At 40.8% G+C, this 16246-nt stretch carries 8 protein-coding genes and 2 pseudogenes; 5 read left to right on the top strand and 5 right to left on the bottom strand.

Translation table 11 applies throughout. The features are described 5' to 3' along the window. Positions 1-158 precede the first annotated feature (158 nt). From AACL61_RS06940 to carB, 4 genes are all read left to right on the top strand, one after another. Complete coding sequence (locus AACL61_RS06940) at positions 159-1169, top strand: LacI family DNA-binding transcriptional regulator (protein ID WP_102816239.1); 1011 nt, start codon at positions 159-161, stop codon at positions 1167-1169. A gap of 158 nt (positions 1170-1327) precedes the next feature. Then, complete coding sequence (locus tag AACL61_RS06935) at positions 1328-2701, top strand: SLC45 family MFS transporter (protein WP_339111167.1); 1374 nt, start codon at positions 1328-1330, stop codon at positions 2699-2701. A gap of 380 nt (positions 2702-3081) precedes the next feature. Then, on the top strand, positions 3082-4170 hold the full coding sequence (carA, locus tag AACL61_RS06930) for a glutamine-hydrolyzing carbamoyl-phosphate synthase small subunit (RefSeq protein WP_102816238.1): 1089 nt from the start codon (positions 3082-3084) through the stop codon (positions 4168-4170). Further along, complete coding sequence (gene carB / locus AACL61_RS06925) at positions 4163-7333, top strand: carbamoyl-phosphate synthase large subunit (protein WP_102816237.1); 3171 nt, start codon at positions 4163-4165, stop codon at positions 7331-7333. Before carA ends, carB begins: the two co-directional genes overlap by 8 nt. Positions 7334-7410: 77 nt before the next feature. On the opposite strand, the gene AACL61_RS06920 is transcribed toward carB, so the two are convergent. From AACL61_RS06920 to asp1 (AACL61_RS06900), 5 genes and pseudogenes are all read right to left on the bottom strand, one after another. Further along, positions 7411-8796, bottom strand: coding sequence for an SLC45 family MFS transporter (locus tag AACL61_RS06920; protein ID WP_102816236.1), 1386 nt, complete (start codon positions 8794-8796; stop codon positions 7411-7413). Positions 8797-8813: 17 nt separating this feature from the next. After that, complete coding sequence (locus AACL61_RS06915) at positions 8814-10496, bottom strand: alpha-glucosidase (RefSeq protein ID WP_339111166.1); 1683 nt, start codon at positions 10494-10496, stop codon at positions 8814-8816. A gap of 182 nt (positions 10497-10678) precedes the next feature. Continuing rightward, positions 10679-12382, bottom strand: a complete 1704-nt coding sequence (locus tag AACL61_RS06910; RefSeq protein WP_339111165.1) for a fibrinogen-binding adhesin SdrG C-terminal domain-containing protein — start codon at positions 12380-12382, stop codon at positions 10679-10681. A 111-nt stretch (positions 12383-12493) separates the two neighbouring features. Beyond that, positions 12494-13997 (bottom strand): annotated as a pseudogene (gene asp1 / locus AACL61_RS06905) (accessory Sec system glycosyltransferase Asp1). Position 13998: 1 nt separating this feature from the next. Further along, positions 13999-15548: pseudogene (gene asp1 / locus AACL61_RS06900) on the bottom strand (accessory Sec system glycosyltransferase Asp1). A 119-nt stretch (positions 15549-15667) separates the two neighbouring features. On the opposite strand from asp1 (AACL61_RS06900), the gene AACL61_RS06895 reads away from it, so the two are divergent. Next, positions 15668-16072 carry a hypothetical protein gene (locus AACL61_RS06895; protein WP_003665350.1) on the top strand — a complete coding sequence of 135 codons (405 nt, stop codon included), beginning with the start codon at positions 15668-15670 and terminating at the stop codon, positions 16070-16072. The last annotated feature ends 174 nt before the right edge of the window (positions 16073-16246 follow it).

Below are 16246 nucleotides of genomic sequence, written 5' to 3'. Positions count from 1 at the left end.
CTCGCAAATTTATGGATAAAGAATAGCTATGTAGGCTGGAAGAATTTTTCGGCCTATTTTTGTTTTAAATAATGATCAAGCCCCATTGAAAACGTTTACAAAAAATCGCAATTTCATTATAATAGATTTAATAAGTAAACAATAAAGGAAGTCCGCCTATGAAGCCAACAATTAAAGATATTGCTCAACGGGCCCACGTTTCAACGGCCACTGTTTCTCGTGTTTTATCCAAAAAGGCGAAATCCTACCGTCCCGAAACCGCGGCTAAGATTGAAGCAATCGCTAAAGAACTAGGATACAAGAAAAACCTCGCAGCGGCTGAATTAGCTGCCAATAGTAGTATGTTAATTGCCGTTATCTTAAATAATACTCAAACGAATTTTTCAAATGATATCATCGCTGCTATTCAAGCAGAAACAGATAAAGCTGGTTACCAAATGTTTATTCTTTACGCTGGGAACCATAACGCCCGCCTACTTAATCAAGCAATTAGCGTTGCCCTCGAACGACACGTTGCCGGTATTCTGCTAGTCGCAACCTCCCTCGACGAACAAGCAGCTCGCACCTTACAAGAAAGCAATACTCCTTGTAGGTTAGTATCGGTCTATGACGAAACTGATCCCCGGTATATTGGATTTAAATTTACAAGTTCAAATAACGAGGAAATTGGTTATTCAGCCGCTAACTATTTAATTGAACGGGGACACTCACGGATTGGATTAGCCGGCATCGATCGTTCTTCAACCGGTAAGCAGCGGCTTCATGGGTACCAACGGGCAATGACTGAACATGGCTTGATTCCTCATATGGAATGGGTCGAATATGGCGATTACAGTTTTGGTCCTCAACAAAACATGCTCAAAACACTAATGAATAAGGATCTTGACGCGATCATCACAGCTAGTGATATGGTGGCCGTGGGCATGATCAGAGAGGCTCATTTACTAGGCCTTGATATTCCGAAAGACCTATCATTTATTAGTATTGACGGAACCTTTCTCTGTGACATCACCATTCCAACCATTACAAGCGTAACCCAGGACTTTTATCAAATGGGGTTAATCGCGGTTAGGAGCCTATTGAATGATGATGACTCACAATTTATTCCAGTCCATATCACACCACGAAATAGCGTAAGATTCCTAGGCGAAAAATCATTAGAATATTAGAAAGTCGCGATTTTAATTGAAACAAACCGCGACTTTTTATCATTCTTTTTTGCAAGCGGTTGCACAAAAGAATAAGTTTGTTATATTAATCGTGTAAGAGCTTACATCAGCTCGAATTGCAATTATTTTATACATTTTTTCGTTAGGAGTTGTTTTTCATGAGTCAAGATGAGTCTGTTGTACTTAACCAAGACCAAGAAACTTCGACGACTGGATTACCAATCTTACCAAAGAGTACCATCTGGATGATTAACTTTGGTTTCCTTGGGGTTCAAATCGCCTTTACGTTACAAGGTTCGCAAATGAGCCGGATTTTCCAAACAATTGGTGCTAATCCTAATAATTTGGGATGGTTCTTCTTACTTCCACCACTTGCAGGATTGATCGTGCAGCCAATCATTGGTTATTACTCTGACCGAACATGGGCGCCCAAGCTTGGTGGTCGGCGTCTCCCCTACCTATTAATCGGGATGGTCATTGCCGTCATCGTTATGATTTTACTGCCTAATTCAGGAAGTTTTGGATTTGGATACGGTTCATTAGTAGCCCTCTGGTTTGGGGCTATTACCGTCGCCTTCCTTGATCTTTCATCAAATATGGCGATGCAGCCATTCAAGATGATGGTTGGTGATATGGTTAATGATGACCAAAAGAGTTATGCATACGGGATTCAAAGTTTAATTTGTAATACTGGTGCCGTATTAGCAGCCATTTTCCCATTTCTTTTGACATGGTGGGGTGTATCAAACACTGCTAAAAAGGGTGTCGTTCCCCAATCAGTTGTAATTTCGTTCTACGTTGGCGCTGTTATTTTAGTCATCACCTGTCTCTTTACTATCTTCCGGGTTCACGAATATGATCCCGCAACTTATGCTCGTTACCATGGCATTTCAGAGGAAGATAATAAAAAAGGCGGAAACTGGTTTACCCTCTTAAAGCATGCTCCACGGGTATTTTGGAATGTCGCATTAGTTCAATTCTTCTGCTGGTTCTCTTTCCAATACCTTTCAACTTATGCTGTTGGGGCCATCGCTAAAAATGTTTGGTTAACCACGGATGCTTCTTCTGCTGCTTACCAAGCTGCTGGTAACTGGTACGGTGTTATGACTGCGGTTCAATCAATTGCGGCAGTTGTATGGTCATATGTTTTGGCTAAAGTTCCTAATAATCACCACAAAGCTGGCTATGCTTTCAGTCTTTTACTCGGGGCTATTGGGTACACATCAATCTTCTTTATCCATTCACAAAATGCCCTTATCTTCTCCTTCGTTTTGATTGGAATTGCCTGGGCTTCAATGAATACCTATCCATTAACAATGGTTACAAATGCCTTATCTGGTAAACACATGGGTACCTACCTTGGCCTATTTAATGGTTCAATCTGTGTACCACAAATGGTTGCCTCACTACTTAGTTTTGGTCTCTTCCCATTACTTGGTAGTTCCCAAGTCAACATGATGCTTGTTACCGGTATTTCTGCCCTCTTAGGTGCAATTTCAGTTCTCTTTATCAAGGAAACTTACCAAGCCTAATTATTCTAAAAAAGTAGAGTTTGCAGACAAAATTTGTAGACTCTACTTTTATTTTAAATAAGATTTGTTATAATTACCTAAAAGTCTTTATGCAGTTTTTTGTTTATAATAAGCATATTTTTGCATAAAAATTCATTAACAACTTGACAAAAACATAAAATTACAGTAGTTTAGTATCAATCATTATCCTTTAATTTGGTCCCGTGAGGCTAATAAGGGCAGCGTTGTATTACTAACATTGAATCATACATATATATTCAATTTTTCGTATACGCTTAAGCCCATTACCAATGGTTTAAGCGTTTTTTATTAAACTTTTTTACAACGTGCAACTAGTTTATGTGATCAGTGGAAGGGTTTTGCAAGAAAGGATGAAACTCATGAAACGATATTTAATTCTAGAAGATGGTACTGTCTATACCGGCGAGGGTTTTGGCGCTACCAAGGCAACTCTTGGTGAGGTTGTCTTCACAACAGGGATGGTCGGCTATCAAGAAGCAATTACCGATCAATCATTTGCCAATCAGATTTTAGTCTTTACCAATCCCCTCATTGGCAACTATGGGATTAATAGTGAAGATAACGAAACATTGTATCCCCAAATCAAGGGCGTAATTTGTCATCATGTCGCTCGTGTTCCCAGCAACTGGCGCATGACTGACTCGCTCCCTAATTTCTTAGCAAAGCACCACATTCCTGGCCTCCAAGGAATTGATACACGTGAACTAGTCCGTAAGCTTCGTCAATATGGAACATTGCGCGGAATTATGACCGATAATGTTACCGATATCAAAGATAAGCTTGAACAGTTAAAACAAACTTCGCCAACCCAGAACATTATTAGCAAAGTATCTACTAAAGAATCCTACGCTAATCCGGGAACTAAGCGAACTGTTGTTGTTCTTGACTTCGGAATGAAAAATAGCATTCTCCGTGAATTAAATAAAAGAAACTGCAATGCAATTGTCCTTCCTTATAACGCCTCGATCAGTGAAATAATGGCGTTCAATCCAGACGGCATCCTCCTTTCGAACGGCCCTGGTGATCCACTTGAAATGACAACTATTGCGGAAACTGTCGCAGAATTAGAAAAACATGTGCCCATTTTCGGCATTTGCATGGGCCATCAAATCTTTGCCCTAGCTAATGGTGCCAAAACTTATAAGATGAAATTTGGTCACCGCGGTTTTAACCATCCTGTCCGTAATCTTAAAACGGGAAAAATCGCATTTACCTCTCAAAATCACGGTTTTGCGGTTGATCCATCCTCCATTGATGATACTGACCTCCAAATCACCCACCTTGAAGTGAACGATGGCACGGTTGAAGGACTCCAGCATTCAAAGTATCCTGCATTTTCCGTTCAGTTCCATCCAGACGCTGCGCCAGGACCCCACGATGCTGAACAGCTTTTTGATAAATTCATGGCATTAATTGACATTAATAAGGAGGTCCTCACCTATGCCTAAACGAACTGATATTCATAAAATTCTCGTCATCGGATCTGGTCCTATTATTATCGGCCAAGCAGCTGAATTTGATTATTCCGGCACGCAGGCTTGTCTTGCCCTCCGCGAAGAAGGATACGAAACCATCCTTGTTAATTCTAATCCAGCAACAATCATGACTGATAAGGAAATTGCTGATCATGTCTACATCGAACCATTAACGGTTGACTCCCTCTCTCGAATTATCCGTCAAGAATATCCTGATGCAATTTTACCAACCCTTGGCGGACAAATCGGCCTCAACTTAGCTGTTTCCTTATCTAAAACTGGTCTCCTCGACGAATTAGGAATTGAACTTCTCGGAACTAAGCTGGATTCGATTGATGAAGCAGAAGACCGCGAAAAATTCAAGGAATTAATGAATGAGCTTGGTGAACCTGTTCCCGCCTCACAGACAGTTAATACTGTTGCTGAAGCAGTCGAATTCGCACACCAATGTGGATATCCAGTAATCGTCCGTCCTGCCTTTACCATGGGTGGTACAGGCGGTGGGATCTGCCATAATGATGCAGAAATGCGTACTGTTGCCAAGAATGGCTTGGAATTATCCCCTGCCACCCAATGTTTAATTGAGAAGTCAATCGCGGGTTATAAGGAAATCGAGTTTGAAGTAATGCGGGATGCAGCTGACAACGTAATGGTCGTTTGCTGCATGGAAAACTTTGACCCAGTGGGAATTCATACCGGTGACTCCATCGTATTTGCCCCTAATCAGACCCTTAGCGACCGCGAATACCAGATGCTCCGTGATTGCGCGCTCAAGCTGATCCGTGCCCTCAAAATCGAAGGGGGATGTAACGTCCAACTAGCTCTTGATCCGCAAAGTTTCCAGTATAACGTTATCGAAGTTAATCCACGGGTTTCCCGTTCGTCTGCCCTTGCTTCCAAGGCAACTGGTTATCCAATCGCTAAAATGGCTGCTAAAATTGCGGTTGGCCTTACCCTTGATGAAATTAAGAATCCCGTTACCAAGACAACTTTTGCGGAATTTGAACCGGCACTTGACTATGTTGTCTGCAAAATTCCCCGCTGGCCGTTTGATAAGTTTACTCAGGCCGATCGACACCTGGGCAGCCAGATGAAAGCCACCGGAGAAGTAATGGCAATTGGTCGGACAGCTGAAGAAGCTCTCCATAAGGCTGTTCGTTCACTCGAAATCGATGAAAAAGACCTTTTTTCAGCGGAAGCTCATCATGCGCCAACAGATATGCTTGAAAAGAAGTTACGTTATCCCCAAGATGATCGGTTATTTTATTTAGCAGAAGCATTTCGGCGTGGGTACTCCCTTCAGCAAACTCATGATTTAACTAAGATTTCCCCTTATTTCCTCGATATCGTCAAACACTTGGTGGAACTCGAAGACGATCTTAGTACCAAGCCATTTGATGCAGAAACACTGATAACCAGCAAAAAATATGGCTTTAGCGATGTAACAATTGCCCGCCTTTGGCATACTTCCTCACAAGAAGTTCGGAAATTCCGAAAACAGAATGAAATTCTCCCCGTATATAAGATGATCGATACCTGTGCTGCTGAATTTGCTTCTTCAACCCCTTATTTCTACAGCGCATATGACCATGAAAACGAAAGCCAACGGACAAAGAAACCATCGATCCTTGTTCTTGGTTCAGGGCCAATCCGGATTGGTCAAGGAGTCGAATTTGACTATGCGACCGTCCACAGCGTTAAGGCAATTCAACGGGCTGGCTACGAAGCAATTGTCATCAATTCTAATCCAGAAACTGTTTCAACAGATTTCTCGGTTTCCGATAAACTCTATTTCGAGCCCCTCACGCTTGAAGATGTCCTAAACGTGGTTGATCTAGAACAACCAGTGGGCGTGATCGTGCAATTTGGTGGACAAACGGCGATTAATTTAGCAGAAGGTCTTGTTAAAAACGGGGTTAATATTCTTGGAACAACCGTTGAAGATCTTGATGCCGCGGAAGATCGAGAAGTATTCGATCAAGTTATTACTGATCTAAATCTTAAGCAGCCAATCGGTTTAACCGCGACTACTCACTCTGCCGTTATCAAAGCGGCTGAAAAAATCGGCTATCCAGTTCTCGTTCGTCCAAGTTATGTTCTCGGTGGCAAGGCTATGGAGACTGTTTATAATCAAGAAGAACTGGAACAATACCTTCAACAAAACGCCTCCATTACTGCTGATCACCCCATTTTAATCGATGCCTACCTTGAAGGACGGGAATGTGAAGTAGACGCAATTTGCGATGGAAAAGACGTCCTTATCCCTGGAATTATGGAACATATCGAACATGCGGGCGTTCACTCGGGAGATTCAATGGCAGTTTATCCCCCACAACATTTTGATGATGACATTAAACAACAAATCGTTACTGCTACCGAAAAATTAGCAGTTGCTCTTAAATGTATTGGCATCATGAACATCCAATTTATTGTTCATAATCATGAGGTGTACATCCTTGAAGTTAATCCGCGAGCTAGTCGAACAGTGCCATTCCTCAGTAAGATTACAGGAATTGAAATGGCCCAAGTCGCTACTAAAGTTATCCTTGGACAGTCCCTTGCTGATCAAGGCTTTACTAACGGGCTTTACCCAGAGCCACAAACTATTCATGTTAAAGCTCCCGTCTTTAGTTTTAACAAGTTAGCGAATGTTGATTCTTACCTCAGTCCAGAAATGAAATCGACAGGCGAAGTGATGGGGACAGATACTACCTATGCAAAAGCACTTCATAAAGCCTTTTCTGGCGCACACGTTCAAGTCCCTAACAATGGCAAAATTCTCTTTACGATTGAAAACGGGGATGAAAAAGAAGTTCTCCCACTAGCAAAACGGTTTGCTCAGATTGGCTACCAAGTTTTCACTACCCCGCAAACAGCATCGCACTTTAAGGATAACGGAATTCACATTCATCAAGAAATATCCAATATCGATGAACTCAACTGCCTCCTAAAAGCCGGGCAGATCGACCTTGTTATCAACACCATGCGCCATGATTATGAACAAGATTCACTTGGCTTTCAGATCCGCCAAAGTACAATCGCGCAAAACGTACCATTGATGACTTCACTTGATACAGTCAATGCGTTGCTGCACGTTAAAGAAGATCAATCTTTGGAAGCAATAACAATCAAATAATCATTAAAAGCGAGACCGGATAGATTTCCAGTCCCGCTTTTTAACTATTCTATATTTAAGGAGAGATTTAATTAGTGCTATGCTTCTTTAACCGTTACCCCTTCATGAATTGCTTGGACAGCTAAAGCCCCAATAAGAAGGGAGATGCCACCAAGCAAAAGCATCATTGGTTGATTGTGACCAACAAGTGGGAAGAGGAAGAAGCTACATAACGATGCAACAATTTGCGGTACACAGATTCCAACGTTGAAGAGTCCGAGGTAGGCACCTTCATTTTTCCCGTTCAAAGATGAAGTAAGGAGGGTAAATGGAATCGTGTTGATACTGAAGTTACCAATCCCAAACATGATCATTGCAATGATTGAAGTAGTCTTAGTTGTTACAAAGGTCATCCAGACTAACCCTAAACCACCGACGATCATTCCAAATGTGTACCACTTCTTCCGTGAGCCAGCCTTGGCATGGGCATAAATTAATCCCCAAACAATACCAGCAATACTATAAACAGCAGTTAAAATCCCATACCAGTTACCGGCAGCTTGATAACCAGCAGAAGTAACATCAGACGTATGCCAAATATTACGAGCACAGGTTCCAGTCGTGTATGTCCAAACGTACATGATCGCAAACCAGCTAAACAATTGAACCAAGTTGATTTCCCAGAAAGCGCGCGGTGCCGTCTTGATTAATTTCCAAAGGCTGACTGACTTATTTTGTTCTTCGGGATCAATGTGGTGGTATTTTGCATATGTTTCCGGATCATATTCCTTAACATTAAAGACCGTCCATAATCCAGTAAACAGGAGAACCGCCGCTGCACAAAGGTATGACCAGATAACGGTATTTGGCACTACCCCTCGTTTTGCAGTATTGGACATTCCGAACATCGTAAAGATAAACGGTAAGATCGTTGCTAAAATTCCCCCACCATTAGAAAAGACCTGTTGCCATGACCAAGCAAAGTTCTTCTGCTTGTTATTAACCATGTCACCAACAATCATCCGTGATGGCTGCATACAAATATTACTAAATAAATCCATCAAACATACCGCTGCCGCAGCATAAATCATCGCAGCCATTGAACCATAGCCGAAGCCAAGTGAACCGGAGAACGGTAGCATGATCAAAACTAATGCCGCAATTGGAGTCCCAAATAATAGGTAGGGCAACCGACGACCAAAGCGATTCCATGTCCGATCTGACATCTTTCCCATAATCGGTTGTACAATCATCCCCATCAATGGTGGAAAAATGAAGAAGAAACCTAGATTGTTAGGATTTGCCCCAATCGTTTGACAAATCCGACTCATCTGGGAACTCTGCAGTGAGAAAGCCATGTTTATTCCCAGAAAAGCAAATGTAATCGCAAATAGCTCTTTCTTTGGCAAATCTGGCATCCCTGTATCCAGATCAACCTGCTTCGTTTCAACTTTTTGTTTCGAATTCGAACGTGATTTATCCATGATTATTCATCCCCACTCTAGTATTGATAAACCTTAGCTTCGTATGGCCGGATAGTACCATTTTGATCATCCTCATAATTGCTAATTAGTAACTTCGCATCAGCTGGCACATTATAATGGCGGTTAACAGTCTCATCAGTATAGTTCAAGATTACCAACAAAGTAGTGTCATCATCTTGCCGAGTATATGCAAAGACCTGTTCATCATCTTCATTACCAGGAACTAATGCATACTTTCCATTAGTAATTACTGGCATCGTGTGTCGTAGTTCAATCAACTTTTGATAGTAATAGAAAATCGAATTCTTATCAGCTAATGCATTTTTGACATTAATCTGCTTGTAATTTGGATTAACCTTTTCCCATGGGGTATGGTCTGAAAATCCAGCATATTCGCTATCATCCCATTGCATTGGTGTCCGTGCATTATCCCGAGAATGAATTGCAATGTATTTCATCATTGTCTTGCCATCAAGTAAATGTTGGTCATCAACAAGTTGGTGATAGGCATTAATCGATTCAAGGTCGACGTAATCTTCAAGCTTTGGGAAATAGGCGTTAGTCATGCCAATTTCTTCCCCTTCATAGATATATGGCGTTCCTTGCATCATATGGGTCATAGTCGCTAACATCTTGGCAGATTTAACTCGATAATCTTCCGTCTGATCATTACCAAAACGTGATACAACGCGTGGCTGATCATAGTTGTTCCAATAAAGGGAGTTCCAAGCCTTGCCATACAATTTTTCTTGCCACTTCGTTAAGTTTGCCCGTAAGTCTTTAAGGGTCGTCTTGCGATCATCCCACTTGCCAAGGGCTGGATTAGGATTACTATCAAGGCCCATATGTTCAAATTGGAAAATCATATTTAATTCCTTATTATCAAGACTGGCATACTTCTCGGCATCTTCCGGTGTAGCGCCCGGTGTTTCACCAACTGTCACCATCTTATGCTTACTCATAACATTCTTATTCATTTCTTGTAAGAATTCATGAATGCGATGACCATTTGATACTAACGGTTCAACATTGGCGTATTTCTCGTCTTCGTTCTTGTTAGTATCTGGCAATCCATCCGGCTTAGAAATTAGGTTAATAACGTCCATCCGAAAACCATCGACACCCTTGGCAGCCCACCAGTTCATCATGTCATAAACAGAGTGCCGAACTTTCGGATTTTCCCAATTTAGATCTGGTTGCTCTGGAGCAAAAAGATGAAGGTAATATTGGCCGGATTCATCATCATATTTCCAAGCAGCTCCAGAGAAATACGATCCCCAATTATTTGGCTCTTCACCATCCTTACCGTCACGCCAAATATAATAATCACGGTATGGATTGTCTTTGCTCTTTCGTGATTCCTTAAACCAGTCATGTTGATCAGAAGTATGGTTAACAACTAAATCCATGACCAATTTCATTCCACGTTCATGGATGCCATCAATCAATTCTTGAAAATCATCCATGTTGCCAAGAGTGGGGTTAATTGCTTCATAGTTACTAATATCATAACCATTATCAACTTGTGGCGATTCATAAATAGGGTTTAGCCAAATAACATCAACGCCTAATTTTTTAATGTAATCAAGACGATCAATTATTCCACGAAGATCACCGACACCATCATGATTGGTATCCTGAAAACTTTTGGGATAAATTTGATAAACAACCGATTTATTCCACCAATGATTATTTTCCATAAAATAAAACCTCTCTCCATAAAACTACTACACTTTTCTCTTTAGCCATTAATGTAAACGTTTACTTAACTTTAATTAAATATTAACACCTACATTTTTAATTGCAAGCATTTTATGTAAACGATTACATTTTAGTAAAAATAAAATGCCAGGATAATCTCTCCTGACACTTTATTTTGCTATTAGAATCGCCGCAAATGACGCAACGAATGATTCGACCGGGTTGTATTTTGAAAACGACTGTGCCGGCGTGGTGGTCGTCGTCCCGGCATTGGTAGGGGTGCTGCGCTTGTCTCCTCTTCACTAACTTTAATTTCAACAGCAGACTCAGACACTGCGGATTCTTCAGATGTAGTAAGCTCCTCTTTGTCATCTGAAGATTCAGCTTCTTCTATAACCTCTGCCGGTGCCGTTTGAGGAGTGACGTCAAAGGAGATTGATAATTCATCCCCGCCGACTGCTCCACTAACTGCAGGAGCTTCCGCCTGCTTTTCTTCGATTGGCGTTTCATCTTCTTCCGCTTGAGAACTAGGAAATTGTTCTTGACTATCAGAAGCAGATGGAATATCAGCTTCTTCTCGCACTTCTTCAACTGCTGTAGATTCAAGAGGTTCTTCCACATTGACAAAATGTTCGTCTTGCTTCAAATCTTCTGTTGTGTCCGCTGTCTCCTCCGCTAACTTCTCCTTAGAAATAGCATGACCCCTTGCGATCATTGAAGTTCCAGTAGCTGTTGCAGCAGTAGAATTACTCATATAAACATTTTGCTGATCCATCCCAAATAAACGAGCCCGCAATCGTACTGTTCCATCAAGTTCACCATTATATTGGCCAATTACCCTAATAATATAGGAATCATTCGTGTGATCGGCGCCAAAATTCAATCGCATCTTGTTATCAGCAAAGGACATTATATAAGGTGTCTCGACAAGGTGATCGCCTTCCACTACCGGGAATCGATTAGTAATATCCCTTAGTCGCTGAAAGTTTACCCCATATGATTGAGGTAATTTTAATCCCCGTGAATTACGATAAATCTCAATCCGCATTGTTGACGGTTTGACGATGGCATTAGATAATTCTTCCACTAGATCACTCGTATTAAAGACAATATAGGCATGATTAAGGTCTTTTTGTGCTGGATTAACATAGATAATGTCCTCAAAAAGCTGCTGATCCTTATCAAAATGCATCATCCGGCTAGAAATCCCGAGAAACATGTCGTTAGCAAGATCTGGATAGTCGATATCAATCGTAAAGTCTTTTCGGTAATCATCAACACTTATAAAACATTCCAAGCCAAATTCGTTCTCTGGAGTCGTTAGAGGATCAACTGCTAATTCTCCCTCTAATTCACCAATTATTTGTCGATGCTCGGTTACGTAATTGGTAAAAGCATAGACAAGTTCGTGCTTATCCTGGTCATAAGCTCCCATTGCAATAACAGTCCCATTTTGATCACTAAAATCAGGAATTGGCTTTTCAGGATGACCATTAGGCGCAACCATCAAATTTGGCGATAGTTGAACAGTAAATTGATCGGCCGGACGGACATTTTTAGCAACCGTAAAACTAACATGCCACTTGACAGTATCTTCCCGGGTCGGATCGAGGAAAAAGTCTGATTGGGTATTAATTTTGACATTATGTAAAATATGACCATCTTCATAAAATGACCCAAATGCAACTTGATCACGATTTAATTGCTTATGGTCTTGGCTTAAATTCTCTTCTACAGTATGGTATGCCGTTGCTGATTGTTGATTTTTATCAGGTACGCTCTGTGCGATCGCCATTAGTATTTCGCATAAGTCAGCCTTAAAAAAACCGGCACGCAAATTAAGAAGTCCATAGTAAAAATTCATTGCTTGATAATTATCCATCATTCCGCCCTCATTTTCCGTCTTTAGATTATCAAAGGATAACGACCAAAGGCTTCAAAAACATTTGATTATTTTCTGCTTTTCGTCTTCTGAATATATTATAACCAATTTTGACTAAATAGCTGATAGTTGTTGCCATTGCTTCCAAATTTTTTCTTCTGCCAATTCATCTAGATTGTCATAGGCACCAGTACTCAAGCTTTGCAGTTTATCTTGGTCTTGTAATAATTTGACAACGGTTTGAATGAACTGTCCCTGGTTATTCAAAGGAATGATCTCGCCATTTTTACCTGAAATTACCATTTCACGTGGTCCATAAAGGTAATCATAGGAAACAACTGGTACCCCATGGTTTAAGGCCTCGCCCATCGCTAATGGCTGTGCATCGATTCGACTTGCATCAACAAATAATTGAGCTTGATCATATGCCTCATCTAATGATATCTGGTAACCAGCAAACTCAATTGACCCATCTAATCCAAGGCTTTTAACCTGCTTTTTATAGTTATCCATATCTTCACCAGTGCCATACCCATAGAAAGTTAGCTTACTTTCAGGTACTTGCTGATGAATCTGCGCAAACATATTGATTAGTTGACTAGTTTGCTTATCTTCTGCCAATCTTCCAACGTAAATCAATTGACCCGGTGTCCGATCAGCTTCATTAATCCGTGCATAGTTAGCAAGAACGGGGGGTCCCATTAATTACATAGATTGGTACAGCATTGTGAATTTGTTGCTGGAGAATCTCCGCTTGTTTAGCAGTCATGACGATTACACCATCCCACTTGTCCGCATCCGTAGTAACAGGACCTTGCAACATCGGATTTAAGGGACCATTTATTAAGTTCTGACCATCGTTAACCTGGTTCATCGGAAGCCACAAAAATTTCTTTGCTTTTGTCATCATTGATTGAACCGGTTTAATCGCAACAGCTGGTCGGTCAGCAATAAACACATTATCCTCACCATTTGCCTTATTCAATTCATCCAAAAAGAAAATAAAGAGGTCTTCTAAAGAATCAAAGAAGCGATCTTGCCCCTGATAATTACGTAAGACATTCAGCGAATTAATTGGGGTATTTTCAACCGATTTTACAAAATACCGTTCAAGATACGTTTCTCCATTGGGGCGGTAATAACGCGCATAGTATTCCTGTCCATCTTCACCAAAAAATTCGTCAGCTGCCTTAAAACCACGAATATCATATTGTTGGCGAAGAGTCATATTACCAGCAAGATCAAAGTAATCAACATGGTTAACTTGCCCAATCGTTCCAGCCGCAAAGTGAACTTCGCAAACGAGTCGGTCACCGTCTTTTACTTCGCGATAGTTATTTCCAGTCCCTACTTGATAGTCAATTGGTAAAGGCAAATCCTCAGTATGGAGCTTTTCGCCTTGGTAATCAGTCGTATTTGCAAAAAAATCATACATATTAACAATCTGGTCGTTAGTTAAGCCAAATTTTTTGATGGTATCATGAAGAACGAGGTCAAAGTCACGGGTCACCAATTTAGCTTTCCCACCATGCTTTTTAAATAGGGCTAGTCGTTTTAATTCAGCATGTTCAACACTGGAATTGCTACTTAATAAGTATTGATTTACAAAAAAGTACACTTTACTCTTCCCCCTTTTCCTTCATATCATCAACCAACTCATTCCATAACTTCATCACGTTTGGCTCAGAATAACGTTCACTATCAGCATAAGCATTTTCGCTCATCTTCGCTAATTGCTCTTGATCTTGCAATAAGCGAATGATCGCCTGAGCTAGTCCATCAATATCACCGTTCTTAGTCAACAATCCATCCTGTCGGTCAATAACGACATCTGAAGGACCATATTTTATGTCATTAGCAATAATCGGCAAACCATTGGGCCTCAACTAGAGATAGTGGTAACCCTTCAGCTCGACTTGGCAAAATAAGTAATTGCGCATCTTCGTAAACCGAATTGACGTCATCCGTATACCCATGGAAGGTCACAGAACTATTAATTTCTTCCTCTTTGACAATTTTATTGAGTGTCTTGTCAAAGTCATCAATAACCCCAAAAATCAAGTTTGGCGTCTGGAACTGCTGCTAGTACTTGTGGCCATGCTTTTAATAGGTGATCTTGCTGTTTTTCGGGAGACAAGCGAGCAACCATGACAACTTGTTTTTTCGTTCGCTTTTTAAAAGGAACATGACGCTTATTAATAACTGCCGCCGGAACAATCGGGCCAGGAATCCGGTAGATCTTTACACCAAGCTTGCCAAACCGGTCCTGAAGATCTTTTTGTTGTTGCGGAGTCAAGGCAATGACCCCATCCCAATCTTGGAGGTGCTTAAGTCCCCAATTATAGTTATAATTAAGGGTAGAATGAAGCATATCATTAGGATTATTAACATGGTCATTATGCAATTGGAGAATCCGAAAGACCCGGTGCTTCATGTGCAGAACTGCCCAGCCTAATTCATAAACCCGGTCAACGATAAAGCCAATCGGACCTTCACCACAGATTTGTTTATCAGCAACCAGCTCATCAAGGAAGAACCGGGTTAACTGATCGAATCCACTAAACTGGTAGTCATGACCATGATAATTAAAGAGATGATAAGTTTTAATTTCATTTCCCCGCTTATCCTGCTGGTGGGCTAACTGGATTGCTAAGGTTCCATCTGGACGGTAATAATTTTCCGTTGCCATTTTTCCATCCCAGTCATAAAGTTGTTCAACTGAGATAAAACCGCGGCTATCAAACCAACTAACCTTAAGCAGTTTTCCGTAATGGTCAAAATATTGAATATTAATTACCCGCCGATCACTATCACTGCGCCGGCGAATATAGAGTACACGTTTGCCGTTTTGATAATAATTATAATTAATCCCATCAGCCTTGCGTTCCCAGTGGGGATTAACTGGAATATCTTTAATCCGAATATTCTTTTGCGGGACCTCACAAGCCTCTTGAAAATAATCAAACAAGTTAATAAAGTTACGATCATCAATCCCTGCTTCCGCTGTTACCAAGTGTAATTCATTCGAATATTGCCGAGTAACAATTTTAGCTGGTTGATGATATTTTTCAAACAGATGCAGACGCTTAATTTGCGCATGCTCAATTCCTGATTTGTTTCGTTGAATATTATCGTTTAGGAAAAAAGCATCCTTGATTTCCCCTTTCATGGTTATCACTTTGAGTTTACCATATAATTGTTAACATTCCTTGAAAGCCTGATAGAGACGTTTCCTATCCCTCACTCAATGTGTTAATATTATTATTTATAGAAAGAAGTGGACGAGATATGCAAAACCCATTTGGTAATAACAATAATGATAACCAAAATCCGTTTAACTTAAACAATCTCCCCCTCCCACCAAATTACGCTAAAATCGTTAATGACCAGGGGGATATCCGAATCGCCAAAGTCGGCTTTTCTTGGACAACTCTTTGGTTTGGGCCACTGCCAGCACTTTTTCGCGCGGATTACTATAATTTCATTTTAATGATTGTATTAACCCTCGATTATGCTTTGGTAGCCCTGTTCTTTGGACTTAATGCCCTGCTCCAATTCCCATGGCCTTCTGTTTTCTTTGGCTTTTTCTATAATATGATGTACTTCCGCCACCTATTTACTAAGGGTTATCGACCAGCTGACCAGCGTTCACGGGAACTGCTTACCCGGGCACGTTATTGGAAGGGCAATTAATTTAAAAAGAATTTTTGATAACGCGGTTTGTAAAATTAAGTTAGAAAAATAAAAAGCCATTTGTGGTGTCCTTTCTTTTGAATACCCATACATCAAAAGAAAGGACACCACAAATGACCTACCATCATCTTACCATAGACGAACTAACGATGATCGCTAATTTTCGTGACCAAG

It is taken from the genome of Limosilactobacillus reuteri subsp. porcinus (genome assembly GCF_036621895.1).
GTDB lineage: Bacteria > Bacillota > Bacilli > Lactobacillales > Lactobacillaceae > Limosilactobacillus > Limosilactobacillus reuteri_J.
The sequence above is the reverse complement of the archived record's forward strand: the minus strand, read 5'-3'. Positions and strand labels throughout refer to the sequence as shown.

Bases quoted from the DNA above. Each gene is read 5' to 3' on its own strand.
- AACL61_RS06935 (WP_339111167.1), top strand. From the start codon at position 1,328: ATGAGTCAAGATGAGTCTGTTGTACTTAACCAAGACCAAGAAACTTCG.
- AACL61_RS06910 (WP_339111165.1), bottom strand. From the start codon at position 12,382: ATGATGGATAATTATCAAGCAATGAATTTTTACTATGGACTTCTTAAT.
- carA (WP_102816238.1), top strand. From the start codon at position 3,082: ATGAAACGATATTTAATTCTAGAAGATGGTACTGTCTATACCGGCGAG.
- AACL61_RS06915 (WP_339111166.1), bottom strand. From the start codon at position 10,496: ATGGAAAATAATCATTGGTGGAATAAATCGGTTGTTTATCAAATTTAT.
- carB (WP_102816237.1), top strand. From the start codon at position 4,163: ATGCCTAAACGAACTGATATTCATAAAATTCTCGTCATCGGATCTGGT.
- AACL61_RS06895 (WP_003665350.1), top strand. From the start codon at position 15,668: ATGCAAAACCCATTTGGTAATAACAATAATGATAACCAAAATCCGTTT.
- AACL61_RS06920 (WP_102816236.1), bottom strand. From the start codon at position 8,796: ATGGATAAATCACGTTCGAATTCGAAACAAAAAGTTGAAACGAAGCAG.
- AACL61_RS06940 (WP_102816239.1), top strand. From the start codon at position 159: ATGAAGCCAACAATTAAAGATATTGCTCAACGGGCCCACGTTTCAACG.